This is a genomic window from Pseudomonas sp. B21-021 (genome assembly GCF_024749205.1).
In the GTDB taxonomy this organism is placed as follows: domain Bacteria; phylum Pseudomonadota; class Gammaproteobacteria; order Pseudomonadales; family Pseudomonadaceae; genus Aquipseudomonas; species Aquipseudomonas paraglycinae.
The window spans coordinates 657,204-677,974 of sequence record NZ_CP087192.1; the positions used below are offsets into that span (position 1 = coordinate 657,204).

Genomic DNA, 20,771 nt, shown 5'->3' on the forward strand with positions numbered 1-20,771 from the left:
CTTTTAGGTGTGTTTGGCAGGTTTCTGTTGGAGTCTGGCAATGCCGTTACGCGAAGAATGTCTGTGGGAAAAACTCACGCCGCAACGACCGGATAACACGGCGCTCAGGGGCGAGGTCAAAGTCGATGTCTGCGTGATCGGCGCCGGGTTTACCGGGCTGTCGGCGGCGCTGCATCTGCTGGAAAAGGGCAAGAGCGTCTGCGTGCTCGAAGCCCATCGTGCCGGGCATGGTGGCTCCGGGCGCAACGTCGGGCTGGTCAACGCCGGGATGTGGATTCCGCCGGACGAGATCGAGGCCGGCTTCGGCGAGGCGGTCGGCAGTCAGCTCAACCGCATGCTCGGTGCGGCGCCGGCGCTGGTGTTCAGCCTTGTGGATAAATACAACATCGATTGCCAGTTGCGCCGCGAAGGCACCCTGCACATGGCGCACAACGCCAAGGGTGAAGCGGATCTGCGCAGTCGCGAAGAACAGTGGAAACGCCGGGGTGCGCCGGTCGAACTGCTGACCGGCAAGGCCTGTGAACAGGCAACCGGCACGCAGAAGATTGCCGCCGCGTTGCTCGACCGGCGTGCCGGTACGCTCAATCCGATGGCTTATGTCACCGGGCTGGCCAACGCTGTCATCGGCCTTGGCGGGCAGATGTTCGATCACTCCCCGGTCGCGCGTCTCGAACGCCAGGGCCAGCAATGGTCGGTGCAGACCGAGCAGGGTTCGGTGCTCGCCGAACAAGTGGTGATCGCTTCCAACGCCTACACCGAAGGCGACTGGACCGAACTCAAGCGCAACTTCTTCCCCGGTTACTACTATCAGGTCGCTTCGGTGCCGCTCACCGAAGACGCCGCCCATGAAATCCTTCCGGGCGGGCAGGGCTCGTGGGATACCCGTCAGGTGCTGAGCAGTATTCGCCGTGACAAGGATGGGCGTCTGTTGCTGGGCAGCCTTGGCAACGGCAATCAGAAACCGGCCTGGTTTCTCAAGGCTTGGGCCGACCGGGTGCAGCAGCATTACTTCCCTAATCTCAAATCCGTGGAGTGGGAATGCACCTGGACCGGGCGCATCGCTTTCACTCCCGATCACCTGATGCGCCTGTTCGAGCCGGCCCCCGGACTGGTGGCCGTCACCGGTTACAACGGTCGTGGCGTGACCACCGGCACCGTGGTCGGCAAGGCGTTCGCCGACTACCTGTGTAACGGAAATCCTCAGGCGTTGCCGATTCCCTTCGCACCGATGCAGCCCCTGGCGGGTGTGGGCTTGCGCAGTTGTCTGTACGAGGCCGGGTTCTCGCTGTATCACGCGGGCCAGTGCCTGCGGATCGTCATTTGAGTGTTGAAATATGTTGCCGGAAGCGGCGCTTTTCGATGTAGCGACTAGCCTGTAATGGTGCGGGTTGTAGCAGTCCCGCACCAGCAGTGTGCAGTTCGGTGACGCGGGCTGTTACAGGCTGGTTGCACGTCGTTTGGCGCCGCGGTTGCAATGATGGCGCGTGCTGGTTGCGCCTGAAAAAATAATTGGTTTCACCTTCCGCGGTTTAGACGGTTGCACGCCCAATGAAAATGGGAACGAAACAGTCGAAATAACAAGAAAGCAGCGACTTTTTGAAGAATAAAAAACCGATGGCACGGCCCTTGCTCTGAGCATTCAAGTGAAGTCGCAGTGCCAACTAAAAAAAACCTTGGAGCACCACCTCATGTCCCAGACGTTTTACAAGAAAGGCTTTCTGGCCCTCGCAGTGGCTACTGCGCTGGGTGTTTCTGCGTTTGCACAAGCTGATGTGAAAATCGGTGTGGCGGGTCCGATGACGGGCGCCAACGCGGCATTTGGCGAGCAATACATGAAAGGGGCACAAGCGGCAGCCGACGCGGTCAACGCGGCGGGCGGCGTCAACGGGGAGAAGATCGTCCTGGTCAAGGGCGATGACGCTTGCGAGCCGAAACAGGCGGTGACGGTCGCCAAGGACCTCACCAACCAGAAGGTCGCCGGTGTGGTCGGCCACTTCTGCTCGTCCTCCACCATTCCTGCGTCCGAGATCTACGACGAAGCCGGCATCATCGCGATCACCCCGGGTTCCACCAACCCGCAAGTGACCGAGCGCGGCCTGAGCGCCATGTTCCGTATGTGCGGCCGTGACGACCAGCAAGGCATCGTGGCCGGCGACTACATCGTCGACGTGCTCAAGGGCAAGAAAGTGGCCGTGCTGCACGACAAAGACACCTACGGTCAGGGCCTGGCCGATGCGACCAAGGCTCAACTGGAAAAACGCGGCGTGAAGCCGGTGCTGTACGAAGGCCTGACCCGTGGCGAGAAAGACTTCAGCGCCGTGGTCACCAAGATCCGCGCGGCCGGTGCCGACGTGGTCTACTTCGGTGGTCTGCACCCGGAAGCCGGTCCACTGGTCAAGCAACTGCGTACCGAAGGCCTGAAAGACGTGAAGTTCATGTCTGACGACGGCATCGTGACCGACGAACTGGTGACCACCGCTGGCGGCCCGCAATACGTCGACGGCGTGCTGATGACCTTCGGCGCCGACCCGCGCCTGCTGCCGGAAAGCAAGACTGTAGTGGATGCCTTCCGCAAGGCCGGCACCGAGCCTGAAGGCTACACCCTGTACGCCTACGCTTCGGTTCAGGCACTGGCCGCCGGCTTCAACGGCGCCAAGTCCAACAAGGGCGAAGACGCTGCCAAATGGCTGAAAGCCAACCCAGTGAAAACCGTGATGGGCGAGAAGACCTGGGACGCCAAGGGCGACCTGAAAGTCTCCGACTACGTGGTTTACCAGTGGGACGCGACCGGCAAATATCACCAGCTGGAAAAACAGAAGTAAGGGCTGACGCGATCGGCTGACCTCTGCAGAACACCTGTGGGGGCCAGCCCGGTCGTGGCTGACATTGCTCCGACGTAAATCTGTATTTTTCCTAGAAGAACCGCGCGCCCCAGGGTGTGCAGGTTCTCACTGCGTGAGATTGCGTTATGGATGGTATTTTCCTGCAGCAACTGGTCAACGGCCTGACCCTCGGGTCGGTCTACGGCCTGATCGCCATCGGCTACACAATGGTCTACGGCATCATCGGCATGATCAACTTCGCCCACGGCGAGGTTTACATGATTTCCGCTTACCTGGCGGCAATCAGTCTGGCTCTGCTGGCTTACTTCGGTATCGAATCCTTCCCGCTGCTGATGCTCGGCACACTGGTCTTCACCATCGTCGTCACGGGGGTGTATGGCTGGGTCATCGAACGCATCGCCTACAAACCACTGCGCAACTCCACCCGACTGGCACCGCTGATCAGCGCCATCGGTATCTCCCTGATCCTGCAAAACTATGCCCAGATCAGCCAGGGCGCCCGTCAACAGGGTGTTCCGACGCTGCTCACCGGTGCCTGGCGCATCGACGTCGGCTCGGGCTTCGTCCAGCTGACCTACACCAAGATCTTCATTCTCGTCGCGGCGTTCGTCGGGATGGGCCTGCTGACCTACGTGATCAAGTACACCAAGCTCGGCCGCATGTGCCGCGCCACCCAGCAAGACCGCAAGATGGCTTCGATTCTGGGGATCAACACCGACCGGGTGATTTCCTATGTGTTCATCATCGGTGCAGCGATGGCGGCCCTGGCCGGCGTGCTGATCACCATGAACTACGGCACGTTCGACTTCTACGCAGGCTTCGTCATCGGCATCAAGGCGTTCACCGCCGCGGTGCTCGGCGGGATCGGCTCGCTGCCTGGCGCCATGTTGGGCGGGATCATCCTCGGGATCTCCGAGTCGCTGTTCTCGGGCCTGGTCAACTCCGACTACAAAGACGTGTTCAGCTTCTCGCTGCTCGTACTTGTTCTGGTCTTCCGGCCTCAGGGCCTGCTGGGCCGTCCTCTTGTGTCGAAGGTGTAAGCGATGTCTTCAACCACTACAAAATCCATTGATGTCAAAAAAAGCCTGGTTGAGGCGATTCTCGCCGGTCTGATTGCCCTGATCGTGTTCGGGCCGATTGTCGGCGTGGTACTCGACGGCTACAGCTTCAACCTCGAACCGACCCGCGTGGCGTGGATCATCGCCATCGTCATGGCTGGCCGTTTTGCCCTCAGCCTGTTCCTGCAAACCCCCAAGGGCCTGCGCATTCTCGAAGGATTCGAGAGCACCGGTTCCGGCGTGCATGTGTTGCCCGCCGATCACAAATCCCGCCTGCGCTGGATCATCCCGCTGCTGATCGTGCTGGCCGTGGCCGTGCCGTTCGTGTCCAACTCCTACCTGCTGGGCGTGGTCATCCTCGGTTTGATCTACGTGCTGCTGGGGCTGGGACTGAACATCGTGGTCGGCCTGGCCGGCCTGCTCGACCTCGGTTACGTGGCGTTCTACGCCATCGGCGCCTACGGTCTGGCGCTCGGTTATCAGTACCTCGGCCTGGGCTTCTGGACCGTGCTGCCGCTGGCGGCGATCACCGCTGGCCTTGCCGGTTGCATCCTCGGTTTCCCGGTGCTGCGCCTGCACGGCGACTACCTGGCGATCGTGACCCTGGGCTTCGGTGAAATCATTCGTCTGGTGCTCAATAACTGGCTGTCCCTGACCGGCGGCCCGAACGGCATGCCGGCGCCACTGCCGACCTTCTTCGGCCTGGAATTCGGCAAGCGGGCGAAGGATGGCGGGGTGCCGTTCCACGAGTTCTTCGGCATCGCCTACAACCCGGACGTGAAGTACTACTTCATCTATGCGGTGCTGTTCCTGGTGGTACTGGCCGTGCTGTACATCAAGCATCGTCTGGTGAAGATGCCGGTCGGCCGCGCCTGGGAAGCCCTGCGTGAAGACGAAATCGCCTGCCGCTCGATGGGCCTCAACCACGTGCTGGTCAAGCTCTCGGCGTTCACCATCGGTGCGTCCACGGCGGGCCTGGCGGGTGTGTTCTTCGCCACTTACCAAGGCTTCGTCAACCCGACCTCGTTCACCTTCTTCGAATCGGCATTGATCCTCGCCATCGTGGTGCTCGGCGGCATGGGCTCGACCATCGGTGTGGTGATCGCAGCGTTCGTGCTGACCGTCGCTCCGGAACTGCTGCGCGGCTTCGCCGAATACCGCGTGCTGCTGTTCGGGATCCTGATGGTGTTGATGATGATCTGGCGACCTCGCGGGCTGATCCGCATCAGCCGTACCGGGGTCACTCCACGCAAAGGTGCCATTCACTATGAGAGGACTGCGCCATGAGTGAAGTCGTACTCTCTGTTGAAAAACTGATGATGCACTTCGGTGGCATCAAGGCCTTGAGCGATGTCAGCCTGAAGGTCAAACGCAACTCGATCTTCGCCCTGATCGGCCCGAACGGCGCCGGCAAGACCACGGTGTTCAACTGCCTGACCGGGTTCTACAAGGCTTCCGGCGGCAAGATCGAACTCAACGTGCGCGGCCAGCAGACCAACGTCATCCAGTTGCTGGGCGAGTCGTTCAAACCGACCGACTTCGTCTCGCCGAAAAACTTTGCCAGTCGCCTCTACTACAAGATGTTCGGCGGCACTCATCTGGTGAACCGCGCGGGCCTGGCCCGGACGTTCCAGAACATTCGCCTGTTCAAGGAAATGTCGGTGCTGGAAAACCTGCTTGTGGCCCAGCACATGTGGGTCAACCGCAATATGCTGGCCGGCATCCTCAACACCAAGGGCTATCGCAAGGCTGAAAGCGACGCGCTGGACTGCGCGTTCTACTGGCTGGAAGTGGTGGATCTGGTGGACTGCGCCAACCGTCTGGCCGGTGAGCTTTCCTACGGTCAGCAACGCCGTCTGGAAATCGCCCGGGCCATGTGCACGCGGCCGCAGATCATCTGCCTCGACGAACCGGCCGCCGGCCTCAACCCTCAGGAAACCGAAGCGCTGAGCGCGATGATCCGGCTGCTGCGCGACGAGCACGATCTGACCGTGGTGCTGATCGAACACGACATGGGCATGGTAATGAGCATTTCCGATCACATCGTGGTGCTGGACCACGGCATCGTCATCGCCGAGGGCGGACCGGATGCCATTCGAAACGATCCGAAAGTGATCGCTGCCTACCTGGGCGCCGACGAAGAGGAAGTCGTATGACGCAACCCATCCTCGAACTCAAGGATCTGGACGTGTTCTACGGCCCGATCCAGGCCCTCAAAGGCGTTTCGCTGCAGATCAACGAAGGGGAAACCGTCAGCCTGATCGGCTCCAACGGTGCCGGCAAATCCACCCTGCTGATGTCGATCTTCGGTCAGCCACGGGCGGCGGGCGGGCAGATCCTGTATCAGGGCGTGGACATTACCCACAAGTCATCGCACTACATCGCCTCCAACGGCATCGCGCAGTCGCCGGAAGGGCGGCGGGTATTTCCCGACATGACCGTCGAGGAAAACCTGCTAATGGGCACCATTCCGATCGGCGACAAGTACGCCAAGGAAGACATGCAGCGCATGTTCGAGCTGTTCCCGCGGCTCGAAGAGCGCCGCACGCAGCGCGCGATGACCATGTCCGGCGGCGAGCAGCAGATGCTCGCCATCGCCCGGGCGCTGATGAGCCGGCCCAAGCTGTTGCTGCTGGATGAGCCGAGCCTGGGCCTGGCGCCGATCGTGGTGAAACAGATCTTCGCCACCCTGCGGGAACTGGCGAAAACCGGCATGACCATTTTCCTCGTCGAGCAGAACGCTAACCATGCGTTGAAACTGTCCGACCGGGCGTACGTGATGGTCAACGGCGAGATTCGCCTGACGGGCACCGGCAAGGAGCTGCTGGTGAACGAGGAAGTGCGTAACGCTTACCTCGGCGGTCACTGATCGTTTGAAGTTGTCCACAAGCCCCGATGCGTGAGTGTCGGGGCTTTTTTGCGTCTGCTTGTTCGCTGAAAACCAGGACTTTCGGAAAATTGTGGAAAACAAAATCGCCAACCTGCCAAAGCGCGACATAAAGCCGCTGCAAATGGCTGTTTTTCCACAGTTTTGACTTGTCCCCGTTTGCTGTGGAGCTGGCTGTGAATAACGTGGGTGTAGCTGGCTGAAAGCCTTTGAATTCGTGGCTTGCAGCGCTGTGGTTGTTTTTTGAGCAGTGTGTTTTTGCTGAGAGGAAGGCCTGTTTGTCAACCTTTTTATGGGGGCGCAAAACAGCGCTGATGGCTGTGGTCAATCCTGTGGATAAGTCTGTGATTAAACTCTGGAAAGACTCGGCTAAGGGCCGTAATTGCTGGCCTCGCGCAATCATGGCCATGACCGGCCGGTCGTGCAAAATGCCCTGCCCGGCACAACTGGTTGTTCAGGGTCAAGCAAAAAACTTTCCAGATCGCCCGCAAAGCCTTGTGTGGCGCGGCTTTGCGCTTTTCCACTTGCCCCGGAAACTGTGGAAGGGCTTGTGGATAACGTGCGTGCACATGGCTGCAGGCCACGGCGCGTATAGCGTAGCGGCCGTTGATCAATTAATGAGCAGGATTCGGTGGTTGCCGGTTAAAGCGGGGCCGGGCATGCTGCCCGCTGATTTTCTATTCCAATGGCTGCCCCGGCGGCCGAAGCAAGGAGAACACGATGTCCAACACCCTGTTTATCACCGGCGCGACCTCCGGTTTTGGTGAAGCCTGTGCCCGTCGTTTTGCCGAGGCCGGCTGGAAACTGGTGCTGACCGGTCGTCGTGAAGAACGCCTCAACGCGCTGTGCGCCGAACTGTCGAAGCAGACCGAAGTGCATGGCCTGGTGCTGGACGTGCGAGATCGCAAGGCGATGGAGGAGGCGATTGCCAACCTGCCGCCGTCGTTCGCCAAACTGCGCGGCCTGATCAACAACGCCGGGCTGGCGCTGGGCGTGGACCCTGCACCGAAGTGCGACCTCGACGATTGGGACACCATGGTCGACACCAACGTCAAAGGCCTGATGTACAGCACTCGTCTGTTGCTGCCACGCCTGATCGCCCACGGTCGCGGCGCTGGCATCATCAACCTCGGCTCCATCGCCGGTAACTATCCGTACCCGGGCAGCCACGTTTACGGCGCGACCAAGGCGTTCGTCAAACAGTTCTCGCTGAACCTGCGTTGCGACCTGCAGGGCACCGGCGTGCGTGTCAGCAACATCGAGCCGGGCCTGTGCGAGAGCGAGTTCTCGCTGGTGCGTTTCGCCGGTGATCAGGCGCGTTACGACGCGACCTACGCCGGTGCCGAGCCGATCCAACCGCAGGACATCGCCGAGACGATTTTCTGGGTGCTGAATGCGCCGGCGCACATCAACATCAACAGCCTGGAGCTGATGCCGGTGAGCCAGACCTGGGCCGGTTTTGCCATCGAGCGTAACAAGGCTTGATACGATTTTGCCCTCTTCGCCAGCCGGCTGGCGAAGAGGGCAAATCGGCCAAATTCTGGCAGTAAGGTAGACTCACCCCTCAACAACCCCACCGCACCCAGCGGTTTTCAAGGTTTTGCGAGGAGTCAAAGTGAGTAACCGAGGTGAGCAGTCGCTGCTCAAACAATCGACCATCCTGATGTTGGCCGTGTCGATCGCCGGGATCGTCACCGGTTTTGTTTCGGGTTCCCAGTCCATCCTGTTCGATGGTTTTTTTTCGCTGATCGCAACCTTCATCAAAGTCCTGATGCTGATCACCGCGAAGCTGATCGCCAAGCAAAGCAACCAGCGTTTCCAGTTTGGCTTCTGGCATCTGGAGCCGATGGTGCTTTTGATCGAGGGCAGTTTCCTGCTGTTGATCGCGATCTACGCTTTTCTCAACGGTGTGTTCGGCATCATCAACGGTGGTCGTGAGATCGAACTGGGGCTGGTGATCATCTACGCGGCGGTATTCACCGTTGTCGAGTTCGCCTACTTCTTCTACGTCCGGCACCGCAATCGCAAGCTCAAGTCGAGCCTCATCCAGTTCGACAACATCAGCTGGCTGGTGGACGCGATGTTGTCGGTGGGCCTGTTGATCAGTTTCCTCGCGGCGTTGCTGCTCAAGTCCCAGGGTTATGGCGAGTGGGCGAAGTTCGTCGACCCGCTGATTCTCATCGTGCTGGCTCTGACCATGCTGCCGCCGGCGTTCAAGATCCTCGGCCCGGCGCTGCGGGACGTGCTCGGCATTGCGCCGGACACGCTGGACGATCAGGTGCGCCAGGTGATGGACGCCGCGAAGGTCGAGCATGGTTTCGACGATTACGTGTCCTACGTGCAGAAGCACGGGCGGGCGCGGTTCATCGAGATTCATGTGGTGTTGCCGGCGGATTACCGGCTGCAGAGCGTCGGCCAGCTGGATGTGCTGCGTGAGGAGATTTCCGCGAAGCTGGGCAAACCGGACGCGGCGCGTTGGCTGACCATCAGCTTCACTGGCGACCGGAAGTGGATTGCCTGAGGACCAATCGCCAGCAGGCTGGCTCCCACATTGGAATGCAAATCCTGTGGGAGCCAGCCTGCTGGCGATTGCGGAGGGTCAGTTAGCGTAGATATTCAGTCAGACCGGCATAACACGTCGCCAGGTGATACGGCGTGGTCGACGGCATGTCCTTGCGGCTGACCTCACCCTGATCGTCACGGCACTCGTGCCAGCCGCCGACATGCAGGAAACGCTGTTGCAGCGCCTGCAACTGGCGCAGCACCGCGCTTTCACTGCCCGGACACAAGGTCAGGGCGCGCAGGTATTCGGCCTGGGCCCAGATGCGCTGGGTCGAATCCTTCCCGTGTCCTTGCGGATCAAGCATGGCCAGCACCGCACCGGTGTCGGCCTCGACGCCCTGTTGTTCGGTGAAGGCAAACGCACGATCCAGTGCCGCGTGCAGCTTCGACCCGCGCAACAGCGGCGAGGATTCGAGCAGGAAGTACCATTCAAACTGATGCCCTGGCTCAAACCAGTTATCCACAGCCCCCAGCGGCTTTTCCATCAACACGCCCTGTTGCGGTTCGATGAAGCGCTTGTGCATGGCTGTGCATAACTCGCTCAGCGCCTGCTGGGTCTGGGGATCTTCGCGCACGGCCAACGTGGCCAGGAAGGCTTCGGCCAGGTGCATCAGCGGGTTTTGCAGCGGGCCGGTTTCCAGCGTGATCCAGTCGCGGTCGAGGCAGGCTTCGTAGAGGCCGTCGCCCGTTGCGAATCGTCGGCCGATAACTTCGAGCGCGGCGTTCAGGGTCGATTCCACCAACGGTTCACGGGATTTGTCCCAATAGTGGGCGCAGGCGAACAGGATGAAGGCGTGGGTGTAGAGATCCTTGCGCTGATCCAGCGGTTTGCCCTGCGGATCGATGCTGTAGAACCAGCCGCCGTGCTCGGCATCATGAAAGTGCCGTTGCAGGGAACGGAACAGAGCAGCCGCGCGGGCTTCGGCGTTATCCACAACCCCGATCAGGCTGGAAAACAGGTACAGCTGTCGTGCGCAGGCCATCGCCCGGTAGCGCTGCGGTGGCAGCGGCTGATGCGCGGCGTCCAGCGCCTCGTAAGGCAACGCCATGTCGGCGTTCCAGCCCGGTCCTTGCCAGAGGGGCACGATCACGTTCAGAAAGTGCTGTTGCACTTCGCCGAACAGGGCGGTCAGTTCAGGCAGGGAGGTGGAGCGGGAAGCGTGGGGCATGGGCGGACGTCGTCACGGCAGGGGCGATTGCGCGACATGGTAGCAGAGAGTGGCGATCGATCGTTCCCGCGCCATGCGCGGGAACGATCAGAGGTGCCATTCAGCCGGCCAGCAACCACGCGCCGGTCACCGCCGAAGCCGCTCCGGCCAGTCGAACCAGCGGCGCGGCCGCCTGAGGCAGAAAACGCACGACGGCATAACCCGCCGCATGCAGCGCAGCTGTCGCGACCACGAAACCGGCGGCATACGCCCAAGGGCTCGACATGTCCGGCAGCTCCAGGCCATGGGCCACGCCATGGAACAGCGCAAACAGCGCCGTTGCCGCCACCGCCATCACCAGTGGCGGACGCACGGCCAGCGCCACCGCCAGACCCAGCGCCAGCACCGAGGCGGCAATCCCGCTTTCCAGCGCCGGCAACTCCAGCCCTTCAAAGCCGAGCAGGCCGCCGATCAGCATGGTGCCGACGAAGGTGCAGGGCAGCGCCCAGCGCGCCGCGCCTTGCTGCTGCGCCGCCCACAAACCGACGGCCACCATCGCCAGCAAATGGTCGAGGCCGCCGATCGGGTGGCTGATGCCGGCCACCAGGCCAGAGTCGCCGTGGCCGGGGTGGGCGAAGGCCAAGGCCGGTGTCAGCAGCAGTGCGACGGCGCCGAGAATGCGTTTGAGTGTCATGGATAAGCTTCCTTGTTGATCAGTGAATCAGGCTGCGGTCAGCAGGCCCTGGCGTTCGATGAAGGCAATGATTTCTTCCAGGCCCTGACCGGTTTTCTGGTTGCTGAACACGAACGGCTTGCCGTTGCGCATGCGTTGGGTGTCGCTGTTCATCATCTCCAGCGAGGCGCCGACCAGCGGCGCGAGGTCGATCTTGTTGATCACCAGCAGGTCGGATTTGCAAATGCCGGGCCCGCCCTTGCGTGGGAGTTTGTCGCCGGCCGAAACGTCGATCACGTAGATGGTCAGGTCGGACAGTTCCGGGCTGAAGGTGGCGGAAAGATTGTCGCCACCGGACTCCACCAGAATCAGGTCCAGCCCCGGAAAGCGCCGGTTCAGTTGATCCACCGCTTCGAGGTTGATCGAAGCGTCTTCGCGGATCGCGGTGTGCGGGCAGCCACCGGTTTCCACGCCGATGATGCGTTCCGGTGCCAACGCTTCGTTGCGCACCAGAAAGTCGGCGTCTTCGCGGGTGTAGATGTCGTTGGTCACCACTGCCAGGTTGTAGCGTTCGCGCAGGGCCAGGCACAGGGCCAGGGTCAACGCGGTCTTGCCGGAACCGACCGGGCCGCCGATGCCGACGCGCAGGGGTTGTGTGTTCATGTGATTCTCCAGATAAAAGGCCCTAGGAACGGAACAGGCGGCTGTACTGGCGCTCATGGGCCATGCACGCCAGGGACAGACCGAACGCGGCGCTGCCGAGGTGTTCGGGATTGATTCGGGTGGCATCCTGCTGCGCCTGTTGCAGCAGCGGCAGCAGTTCACTGGTCAGGCGCTGGGCGGCTTGCTGGCCCAGCGGCAGGGTTTTCATCAGCACCGCGAGCTGGTTTTCCAGCCAGCTCCACAGCCACGCGGCGAGGGCGTCCTGCGGGCTGATCTGCCAGGCGCGAGCCGCCAAGGCCCAGCACAGGGCCAGGTGCGGCTCGGCGCAGTGTTCGAGAAAGTCCCGCGCGGGCTGATCGAGTTCGGGCAGGCCGTTGAGCAATTGCTGCAACGAGTAGCCCATCTGCCGGCTCTCCAGATGCAGTTCGCGGGTTTCGCGGCTGGCGCGGTGGCTTTCGCAGAGCTTGCGCAACTCATCCCAGTTTTCATCCGCGGCGGCCTGGCAATGGGCGAGCAGCATGGGCGCCTCGAACCGCGCGAGGTTGAGCAGCAATTGATCGCTGATCCAGCGACGGGCGCTGTCCGGGCTGTCGACGCGGCCGTTATCCACCGCCATTTCCAGGCCCTGGGAATAGCTGTAGCCGCCAATCGGCAATTGCGGACTGGCCAGGCGCAGCAGCGCCCAGGCCGGGTTCACAAACGGACGCCGAACTGGTGGAGTTTCGGCGCGTAGTTGAAGTCTTCGTCACCGTGTCGCGAGTGATGATGGCCGCCGCCGTAGGCGCCGTGTTCCGGCTGGAACGGCGCTTCGATCGATTCCACGGCGGCGCCGAGCTGTTCGAGCATCGCCTTGAGCACGTAATCGTCGAGCAGGCGCAACCAGCCGTCACCGACTTGCAGCGCTACATGGCGATTGCCCAGGTGATAGGCGGCGCGGGTCAGTTCAAAGGCGTTGGCGCAGGTGACGTGCAGCAATTGTTCGGGACGGGCGCAGACCCGGACGATCCGGCCATCTTCGGCTTGCAGGCATTCGCCGTCATACAGCGGCGGCTGACCGCGCTCCAGAAACAGTCCGACGTCTTCGCCTTCGGCACTGAAACAGCGCAGGCGGCTTTTGCTCCTGGCTTCGAAGGTCAGGTGCAACTCGGCGGCCCAGACGGGTTGGGGGTCGATTCTGCGATGAATCACCAGCATCGGAAAGCTTCCAGCAGTGGACAATGCTCAGGCTAGAGCAAGGGGCTTGCCAATCGGACGAAGCGTAGGAAAACCCTGTCGGAGACTAGTGGATGTTTCAAGATGTTGCAGGATTGTGGGGTGTTTTGGTGCATGAAGTTTTTTACATGCACCAAACCGGAGCCAGTGTGGGAGCGAGCCTGCTCGCGATGGCGTGCGCTCAGTCAGCATCGAGTTGACTGATACACCGCTATCGCGAGCAGGCTCGCTCCCACAGGGTGATTGGGGGGCTGGAGGATTACTCGGTACTGCCGAGCCCTTGCCAATGCTTCAACCCGATAAAGATGAAGCGCAACTGCTGGGTGATCTTCGCCTGGGGCGTCAGATGCTCGGGCAGGGCTTCGGCGGGCGGGTCGATGATGTCCGGCAGGGTGGCGAACACCGATTTGACGATCAGGTCGGCCATCACGCTCAGGCCCTCGCGATTGAGGTGCTGCAGCTTGGGCATCAAGGCCAGGTCCGCCGCCAGGTCGGAGCTGATGTCCTCCCGCAAACGGCCAATGGCCTGACGCACCGGCAACGATCCGCCGTACTGCTCGCGGGCCAGAAACAGAAATTGCGAACGGTTGGCGCTGACCACATCGAGAAAGATTCGCACCGACGCATCGATGATGCCGCCCATGACAAATTCGTTGTGGCGTACCAGGCGGATGGTTTCGCGGAAGGTCTGGCCGACTTCACTGACCAGCACCAGGCCGAGTTCGTCCATGTCGGCGAAATGCCGGTAGAAACCGGTGGGCACGATGCCGGCGGTTTTCGTCACTTCACGCAGGCTCAGGCTGCCGAATCCTCGGCCGCTTTCCATCAGGTGGCGGGCAGCGTCCATCAGGGCGTTGCGGGTCTGTTGTTTCTGTTCGGCGCGGGGCAGCATCGCAAGGGAGTGTTCTTAGGCAAGACAAGCGCCGCACTCTAGCAAATCGGCTTTGTCGGCGTCGAACGGCAGGGGGGGATGAAAGCGGGAAATCGCGACTTCTTTATACAGGCTGCTGAAAAGTCAAAAGCCCAATCCGGGGATTGGGCTTTTTTTCCAGGCCGCCATGGGCTTAGCTCAAAGCGCTGTTGCGTTCGATCACACGGTCACCACCACCTTCGGCCAGCGTTTGACCTTGTGGGGTTTTGTCGTAGCCGTCAGCAGCCAGGGTTTGACCTTGTGGGGTACGGTCGCCACCGTCAGAAGCCAGGGTTTGACCTTGTGGAGTGCGATCCGAACCGTCTTGAACCAGACCTTTCTCTTCCAGACGATCACGGCCGCCTTCAGCTACGCTTTGACCTTGTGGGGTTTTGTCATAGCCATCTTGAACCAGACCTTTTTCTTCCAGGCGGTTGCGACCGTTTTCAGCCAGGGTCTGGCCTTGTGGAGTGCGGTCCGAGCCATCAGCGGCAACAGTCTGGCTGAACACCGAGTGGCTGGATTTCACTTGCGGGGTAGCCTGTTCGGCAGCTGGCAGGGCGAAAGCGGTGCTGGCCAGCATCGAGAGGGTAAGACTGAACAGAAGTTGGCGTTTCATGATGGGTTGCTCCTTGGGAGGGCGATAAAGTGGGTACGAGGGCAATGCTACTCTCGATAAGTCGATATAAAAGTTCATAAACACAATGGTAATAATCAACAGAATTGATTGTTCGCTTGGGAGGCTCTAGCTCGGGCGTTTCAGGCGGGCGGTTTTGCACTGCGGTGGGTATTTTCCACCCACTCGCGCCCCGCAAAAGTGCGGGTCCGGTAACGCCAAATCGACCGATCGGTCAGAATGACGACCGTTTTTTCCCCTCGCTGGGGCTTTGGATTAAACCTGCGGGCTGTTTGTCAGTCACAGATTTCATGAGGGCCATCACGGCCCGTCGTTTCAGCTGCGTCGTGCCAATGGATGCAGTCGTCTTCAGGAGCTTTGTGCAATGACGCGCACGCGTAAAATCTTCGCCTGGACCTTCGCCACCCTCGTGCTGCTTCTGGCAGTGCTGGTGTTGATTATCGTGTTCTTCGACTGGAACCGGATCAAACCGCCGCTCAACGCCAAAGTTTCGGAAGAACTGCATCGACCGTTCGCCATCAACGGCAACCTGTCGGTGGTCTGGCGGCGTGAACTCGACGAGGGTGGTTGGCGCGCCTGGGTGCCGTGGCCGCATGTGGTGGCCGAGGACCTGACGCTGGGCAATCCGGACTGGTCGAAACAGCCGCAGATGGTCACCCTCAAACGGGTCGAGCTGCGCATTTCGCCACTGGCTTTGCTGGCGCAGCGGGTGACGATTCCACGGATCGACCTGACCGAACCCAACGCGCAATTGCAGCGCCTGGCCGACGGCCGCGCCAACTGGACCTTCAAGTTCGACCCCAAGGACCCGAATGCCGAGCCGTCGAACTGGGTGGTCGACATCGGCGCCATCGGCTTCGACAAGGGCCACGTCACCCTCGATGACCAGACCCTCAAGACCAACCTCGACCTGCTGATCGACCCGCTGGGCAAGCCGATTCCGTTCAGCGACATCGTCGGCGACAAAGCGGCGAAAACCGCACAGGACAAGGGCGGTGCACCGCAGGATTACGCCTTTGGCCTGAAAGTCACCGGCCAGTATCACGGCCAGAAACTCGCCGGCCAGGGCAAGATCGGCGGCTTGCTGGCCCTGCAGGACGCGAGCAAACCGTTCCCGTTGCAAGCCCAGGCGAAGATCGGCGATACCAGCGTCGAACTCGCCGGCACCCTGACCGATCCGCTGAATCTCGGCGCCCTCGACCTGCGCCTGAAACTGGCGGGCGCCAGCCTCGGCAATCTGTATCCGCTGACCGGCGTGACCCTGCCGGACACCCCGCCGTACGCTACCGACGGCCATTTGATCGCCAAGCTGCATGAGCCGGGCGGCGCGCAGTTCCGCTATGAGCAGTTCAACGGCAAGATCGGCAGCAGCGACATCCATGGCGATCTGGCCTACGTCGCCAGCCAGCCACGGCCCAAGCTGAGTGGTGCGTTGCTGTCCAATCAACTGTTGTTTGCCGACCTCGCGCCGCTGATCGGTGCCGACTCCAATGCCAAGCAGAAAGCCCGTGGCGGCGAAAGCAAACAGCCGGCGGACAAAGTCTTGCCGGTGGAAGAATTCAAGACCGAGCGCTGGCGTGACATGGACGCTGACGTCGAATTCACCGGCAAGCGCATCGTCCACAGTGAGGAACTGCCGTTCACCGACCTCTATACCCATCTCAAACTCAACGACGGCGAACTGAGTCTGGAGCCGCTGCGTTTCGGCGTGGCCGGTGGCAACCTCGACGCGCAGATTCGCCTCAACGGGCGCACCGAGCCGCTGGAAGGCCGGGCCAAACTGACCGCGCGCAAGTTCAAGCTCAAGCAACTGTTCCCGACCTTCGAACCGATGAAGACCAGTTTCGGCGAGCTCAACGGCGATGCCGAGATCGCCGGTCGCGGCAACTCGGTGGCCAAACTGCTGGGCGGCGCCAACGGCAATCTGAAGATGCTGATCAACGACGGCGCGATCAGTCGCGAGTTGATGGAGCTGGCAGGGCTCAACGTCGGCAACTACGTGGTCGGCAAGATCTTTGGCGACAAGGAAGTGAAGATCAACTGCGCGGCGGCGGACTTCGACATCAAGACCGGCCTGGCGAGTACGCGGCTGTTTGTGTTCGATACCGAGAACGCAATCATCTACATCGATGGCACAGCGAACATGGCCACCGAGCAACTGGATCTGACGGTGACGCCGGAGTCCAAGGGCTGGCGTCTGATTTCCCTGCGTTCGCCGCTGTACGTGCGTGGCAAGTTCATCAAGCCGGATGCCGGGGTGAAAGCGGTGCCGCTGATTCTGCGCGGGGCGGGGATGGTGGCGTTGGGCGTGATCGCTGCACCGGCGGCGGGACTGCTGGCGCTGGTGGCGCCGAGTGGTGGCGAGCCGAATCAGTGCGCGCCGTTGCTGGAACAGATGAAGGCGGGCAAGGCGCCGGTGACCGTCAAACCCACCAAGTAATCGCTGCAACCCGATCGTTCCCACGTCGAGGCGTCGAACCGTCTGCGTGGGAACGCCGCAATGGACGCTCTGCGTCCGCTCTTGGGACGCGGAGCGTCCCGGGATGCATTCCCACGCAGAGCGTGGGAACGATCGGTCAGCGGGGGAGCGGGGATTAGAGGTCTTTCAGGATATCGGCCATGTCATCCGCATGCTCTTCTTCCTGAGCCAGGATGTCTTCGAAGATCCGGCGCGTGGTCGGATCCTTTTCACCGATGTACTGGATGATCTCGCGATAGCTGTCGATGGCGATCCGTTCGGCCACCAGGTCTTCGTAAACCATTTCCTTCAAGGTGTTGCCGGCCACGTATTGCGCGTGGGACATCTTCGACAGCAGGTCAGGATTGAACTCGGGCTCGCCGCCCAGTTGCACGATGCGCTCGGCCAGACGATCGGCGTGTTCGGCTTCCTGAGTGGCGTGCTCGAGGAACTCGTCGGCGGCGACGTTGGCTTTCAGGCCGTTGGCCATGAAGTAGTGGCGCTTGTAGCGCAGGACGCAGACCAGTTCAGTGGCCAGCGATTCGTTGAGCAGGCGCAGCACTTCTTCACGGTTGGCGCTGTAGCTTTCGGTCACTGCGCCATTTTCCACGTGCTGGCGTGCGCGCTCGCGCAGGGTTTGAACATCAGACAAATGCAGGTCACTCATTTCAGTCTCCTGGAGGCTAATCCGATTGGCGTCACGTTCTGCTGACGTGATCGTTACCAGGTTGTGAGTGATGAACGCTGCAAAAAGTTTTGTCGGATTCAGCGCGGGACATGCCCGGAAAGCTGCGCCTCTTCACGCAGCCAGGCAAAAAACGCTTTCACCGGTGGATGCCGCTCGCGGCCCGGCACACACAGCGCGCTGTAACCGGCGCCGTCGACCTGCACCTCGCCCTTGTACGGCACCAGCAGACCGCTGGCGACGCTCTCCGAGACGAGGATGTTGCTCGCCAGCACCAACCCCTGACCGGCGATGGCCGCTTGCAGGGCGTAATGTTCTTCGTCGTATTCGCGGACGGCCGGTTGCTGATTCAACCAGTTCTCGCCTGACTGCGCGCACCACGCCTCCCAGCCGTGGGCGTAGAGCTTTGAGTTGTGCCAGCGCACGCTGATCAGCGCCGGGGTGCGACGGGCGGCCAGCGCCACCTGTTCCGGCGAGCCGTACACGCCGAACGATTCATCGAACAGGCACAGCCCGTAGAGGTTCGGGTAATCGTCGAGGCTGTAGCGCAACACCAGATCGACGCTGGCGTCCTGATGCAGGTCGATCACTTCGCAATGGGTGTCCAGCCGCACATTGATGTTCGGGTGTTTAGCGTAAAACCGTCCCAGACGTGGCACCAGCCACAACGCAGCGAACGCGGCGGTGGTCGACAGCGTCAGGCTGCTGCCACTGCGTTGCGGGCGCAGGGTATCAACGCTTTGCGCCACTTCCAGAAATGCCCCATGCAGGCTGCGAAACAGCCGCTCGCCGCCCTCGGTCAGGCGCACCTGACGCGGCAGGCGTTCGAACAGCGCCACGCCGAGCCAGTCCTCCAGCGAGCGGATCTGATGGGAAATCGCCGTCGGCGTCACCGCCAGTTCTTCGGCGGCCGCCTTGAAGCTCAACAGGCGCGAGGCTGATTCGAACGCGCGCAGGGCGGTCAGGGGCAAGGCAGCGAACATGAAAACTCCACGGATGAAATCAATTCATCCCGACTGATTTTTGCTCATTTGAGGCGGCGACTTAATGGCAGCAATCTGGCGCCACACAGTCACTCAAGTCTAGTCCCAAGGAGATTCAGATGAGCAAGATTCTTGCGATCCATGCCAGCCCACGCGGTGAACGCTCCCATTCGCGTCGTCTGGCGGAAAGTTTTCTCAGCGCCTGGCAAGTCCGTCATCCACAGGCTCAGGTCACTCGCCGTGAAGTCGGGCGGGCGTTGATTCCGGCAGTGAATGAAGCGTTTGTCGCAGCGGCGTTTTACCCGGAGCCCGAGGCTCGGCCGCTGACGATGCAGGCCGATCTGGCGCTCAGCGATCAACTGGTGGGCGAGTTGTTCGATCACGACCTGCTGCTGATTTCCACGCCGATGTACAACTTCAATGTACCCAGCGGCCTCAAGGCCTGGGTCGATCAGATCGTGCGGTTGGGCCTGACGTTCGACCATACCCTGGACAATGGCATCGCCCAGTACACGCCGCTGTTGCACGGCAAGAAGGCGCTGATCGTCACCAGTCGCGGCGGTTTTGGTTTCGGCCCGGGTGGCGAGCTGGAGGCGCTGAACCACGCCGATCCATGGCTGCGCACCGCGCTGGGCTTCATCGGCATCAACGACGTCACGGTGGTCGCGGCCGAGGGCGAGGAATCCGCCGAACGCACCTTCGCGGTGTCGGTGGCCGAGGCCGAGCAGCGCTTGCTCGACCTCGCCCGGGAGTTCTAGGTGGCCTGGCTGTTTCTGCTGATCGCAGCCGGGTTCGAGGTCACCTTCGCCATGGGCATGAAGTACGCCGAGGGTTTCACCCGGCTGTGGCCGTCGCTGATCACCGTGGTTGCGGCGGTGGGCGGGATCTATTTCCTGACCCTGGCGATGCGCGAGTTGCCGGTGAGCATCGCCTATCCGATCTGGACGGCCATCGGCTCGCTCGGCACGGTGTTTCTCGGTTTCGCGCTGCTGGGCGAGAGCCTGACGCTGGTGAAGTTGTTGTCGGTGGGACTGATTGTGGCGGGGGTGGTGGGGCTGAAGTAGGCTGGTCGTGGAGTTGTCATCATCGAGGAGGATGCTTGGCGGGCGTTTTGCAGGCCCTGCATCCACTCACCGACCACAAGGATGTTTGCCCATGTCGCAAGATTCGGCCACACGTTACCCACTGGTGCTGGTGCCGGGAATGCTCGGTTTCATCCGTCTGGTGCTGTACCCGTACTGGTACGGGATCATCAAAGCGTTGCGCCGGGGTGGTGCGACGGTGATTGCGGTGCAGGTGTCGCCGCTCAATTCCACCGAAGTGCGCGGCGAGCAGTTGCTGACGCGCATCGATGAAATCCTGCGCGAGACCGGTGCGGCCAAGGTCAATCTGTTCGGCCATAGCCAAGGCTCGCTGACGGCGCGTTATGCGGCGGCCAAGCGTCCGGATCTGGTGGCATCGGTGACCTCGGTGGCCGGGCCCAATCACGGTTCGGAACTGGCCGACTATCTGGCGAAGCATTATCCGGCGGACAGCGCCAAGGGCCGAATCCTCGAGGCGCTGTTGCGTTTTGTCGGCTGGCTGATGGCGCTGCTGGAAACCGGCTACCACGGGCCGAAACTGCCGGTGGATATCCATGCCTCGCACCATTCCCTGACCACTGAAGGCGTGGCGCTGTTCAATCAGCGTTATCCACAGGGCCTGCCTGATACCTGGGGCGGGCACGGGCCGGAAGAGGTCAACGGCGTGCGTTATTACTCGTGGTCCGGCACCTTGCAGCCGGGCAAGACCGATCGTGGTGGCAACCTGTTCGATGGCACCAATCGCAGTTGCCGGTTGTTTGCCAAGACCTTTGTGCGCGAGCCTGGGCAGTGCGATGGCATGGTCGGACGCTACAGCTCGCACCTGGGCACGGTCATCGGCGATGACTACCCGATGGATCACTTCGACATCGTCAACCAGTCGCTGGGACTGGTCGGCAAAGGCGCGGACCCGGTGCGGCTGTTCGTCGAGCATGCCGCGCGGTTGAAAGCCGCCGGGGTCTAGCAGTCA

General features: G+C 61.5%; 21 protein-coding genes. 12 read left to right on the top strand and 9 right to left on the bottom strand.

Annotated elements, in window-relative coordinates:
• The first annotated feature begins 40 nt into the window (after positions 1-40).
• The 8 genes from LOY31_RS02845 (at position 41) to LOY31_RS02880 (ending at position 9,309) form a co-directional block, all read left to right on the top strand.
• Positions 41-1,324 carry an FAD-binding oxidoreductase gene (locus tag LOY31_RS02845; RefSeq protein WP_258712806.1) on the top strand — a complete coding sequence of 428 codons (1,284 nt, stop codon included), beginning with the start codon at positions 41-43 and terminating at the stop codon, positions 1,322-1,324.
• Positions 1,325-1,688: 364 nt separating this feature from the next.
• A complete protein-coding gene (locus LOY31_RS02850) occupies positions 1,689-2,822 on the top strand; it encodes an ABC transporter substrate-binding protein (protein ID WP_127796765.1) in 1,134 nt (377 codons plus the stop codon).
• Positions 2,823-2,968: 146 nt separating this feature from the next.
• A complete protein-coding gene (locus tag LOY31_RS02855; RefSeq protein WP_007950661.1) occupies positions 2,969-3,883 on the top strand; it encodes an ABC transporter permease subunit in 915 nt (304 codons plus the stop codon).
• A 3-nt stretch (positions 3,884-3,886) separates the two neighbouring features.
• A complete protein-coding gene (livM, locus tag LOY31_RS02860; protein ID WP_007950660.1) occupies positions 3,887-5,188 on the top strand; it encodes a high-affinity branched-chain amino acid ABC transporter permease LivM in 1,302 nt (433 codons plus the stop codon).
• On the top strand, positions 5,185-6,057 hold the full coding sequence (locus LOY31_RS02865) for an ATP-binding cassette domain-containing protein (RefSeq protein WP_007950657.1): 873 nt from the start codon (positions 5,185-5,187) through the stop codon (positions 6,055-6,057). The genes livM and LOY31_RS02865 overlap by 4 nt, the downstream gene beginning before the upstream one ends.
• Positions 6,054-6,770, top strand: coding sequence for an ABC transporter ATP-binding protein (locus tag LOY31_RS02870; RefSeq protein ID WP_007950655.1), 717 nt, complete (start codon positions 6,054-6,056; stop codon positions 6,768-6,770). The genes LOY31_RS02865 and LOY31_RS02870 overlap by 4 nt, the downstream gene beginning before the upstream one ends.
• A 738-nt stretch (positions 6,771-7,508) precedes the next feature.
• Positions 7,509-8,273, top strand: a complete 765-nt coding sequence (locus LOY31_RS02875) for an SDR family oxidoreductase (protein WP_011332209.1) — start codon at positions 7,509-7,511, stop codon at positions 8,271-8,273.
• Positions 8,274-8,403: 130 nt separating this feature from the next.
• Positions 8,404-9,309, top strand: a complete 906-nt coding sequence (locus tag LOY31_RS02880) for a cation diffusion facilitator family transporter (protein ID WP_221534727.1) — start codon at positions 8,404-8,406, stop codon at positions 9,307-9,309.
• 82 nt (positions 9,310-9,391) lie between these two features.
• Here the strand turns inward: LOY31_RS02880 and LOY31_RS02885 are convergent, their stop codons facing one another.
• The 7 genes from LOY31_RS02885 to LOY31_RS02915 all read right to left on the bottom strand — a co-directional run bounded on the left by LOY31_RS02885 (position 9,392) and on the right by LOY31_RS02915 (position 14,575).
• Entirely contained in the window at positions 9,392-10,519 is a 1,128-nt protein-coding gene (locus tag LOY31_RS02885) for an AGE family epimerase/isomerase (RefSeq protein ID WP_258712807.1), read from the bottom strand.
• A 100-nt stretch (positions 10,520-10,619) separates the two neighbouring features.
• The gene (locus LOY31_RS02890) at positions 10,620-11,192 is read right to left on the bottom strand and encodes a HupE/UreJ family protein (protein WP_064379124.1); all 573 of its coding nucleotides are present in this window, start codon (positions 11,190-11,192) and stop codon (positions 10,620-10,622) included.
• Between the two features lie 27 nt (positions 11,193-11,219).
• A complete protein-coding gene (ureG, locus tag LOY31_RS02895) occupies positions 11,220-11,834 on the bottom strand; it encodes an urease accessory protein UreG (protein WP_008001031.1) in 615 nt (204 codons plus the stop codon).
• Between the two features lie 22 nt (positions 11,835-11,856).
• Entirely contained in the window at positions 11,857-12,531 is a 675-nt protein-coding gene (locus LOY31_RS02900) for an urease accessory protein UreF (RefSeq protein ID WP_258712808.1), read from the bottom strand.
• Entirely contained in the window at positions 12,528-13,028 is a 501-nt protein-coding gene (ureE, locus tag LOY31_RS02905; protein ID WP_007950631.1) for an urease accessory protein UreE, read from the bottom strand. Before ureE ends, LOY31_RS02900 begins: the two co-directional genes overlap by 4 nt.
• Before the next feature lie 277 nt (positions 13,029-13,305).
• Positions 13,306-13,938, bottom strand: a complete 633-nt coding sequence (locus LOY31_RS02910; protein WP_007950628.1) for a TetR family transcriptional regulator — start codon at positions 13,936-13,938, stop codon at positions 13,306-13,308.
• A 172-nt stretch (positions 13,939-14,110) separates the two neighbouring features.
• On the bottom strand, positions 14,111-14,575 hold the full coding sequence (locus tag LOY31_RS02915; protein WP_258712809.1) for a hypothetical protein: 465 nt from the start codon (positions 14,573-14,575) through the stop codon (positions 14,111-14,113).
• Between the two features lie 382 nt (positions 14,576-14,957).
• On the opposite strand from LOY31_RS02915, the gene LOY31_RS02920 reads away from it, so the two are divergent.
• Positions 14,958-17,033 (top strand): AsmA family protein, encoded by a 2,076-nt coding sequence (locus tag LOY31_RS02920; RefSeq protein ID WP_258712810.1) that lies wholly within the window; start codon positions 14,958-14,960, stop codon positions 17,031-17,033.
• Between the two features lie 154 nt (positions 17,034-17,187).
• Here the strand turns inward: LOY31_RS02920 and LOY31_RS02925 are convergent, their stop codons facing one another.
• Both LOY31_RS02925 and LOY31_RS02930 read right to left on the bottom strand, forming a co-directional pair.
• The gene (locus LOY31_RS02925) at positions 17,188-17,718 is read right to left on the bottom strand and encodes a bacterioferritin (RefSeq protein ID WP_064379129.1); all 531 of its coding nucleotides are present in this window, start codon (positions 17,716-17,718) and stop codon (positions 17,188-17,190) included.
• A 98-nt stretch (positions 17,719-17,816) separates the two neighbouring features.
• Positions 17,817-18,719: a LysR substrate-binding domain-containing protein gene (locus LOY31_RS02930; RefSeq protein ID WP_115076369.1), complete on the bottom strand. Its 903-nt coding sequence runs from the start codon at positions 18,717-18,719 to the stop codon at positions 17,817-17,819.
• A 119-nt stretch (positions 18,720-18,838) separates the two neighbouring features.
• Between LOY31_RS02930 and LOY31_RS02935 the strand changes: the two genes are divergently transcribed.
• From LOY31_RS02935 to LOY31_RS02945, 3 genes are all read left to right on the top strand, one after another.
• Positions 18,839-19,477, top strand: a complete 639-nt coding sequence (locus tag LOY31_RS02935) for an FMN-dependent NADH-azoreductase (protein ID WP_085609212.1) — start codon at positions 18,839-18,841, stop codon at positions 19,475-19,477.
• Positions 19,478-19,783, top strand: a complete 306-nt coding sequence (locus LOY31_RS02940) for a multidrug efflux SMR transporter (protein WP_007950617.1) — start codon at positions 19,478-19,480, stop codon at positions 19,781-19,783.
• A 91-nt stretch (positions 19,784-19,874) separates the two neighbouring features.
• On the top strand, positions 19,875-20,765 hold the full coding sequence (locus LOY31_RS02945) for a triacylglycerol lipase (protein WP_258712811.1): 891 nt from the start codon (positions 19,875-19,877) through the stop codon (positions 20,763-20,765).
• Positions 20,766-20,771 lie beyond the last annotated feature (6 nt).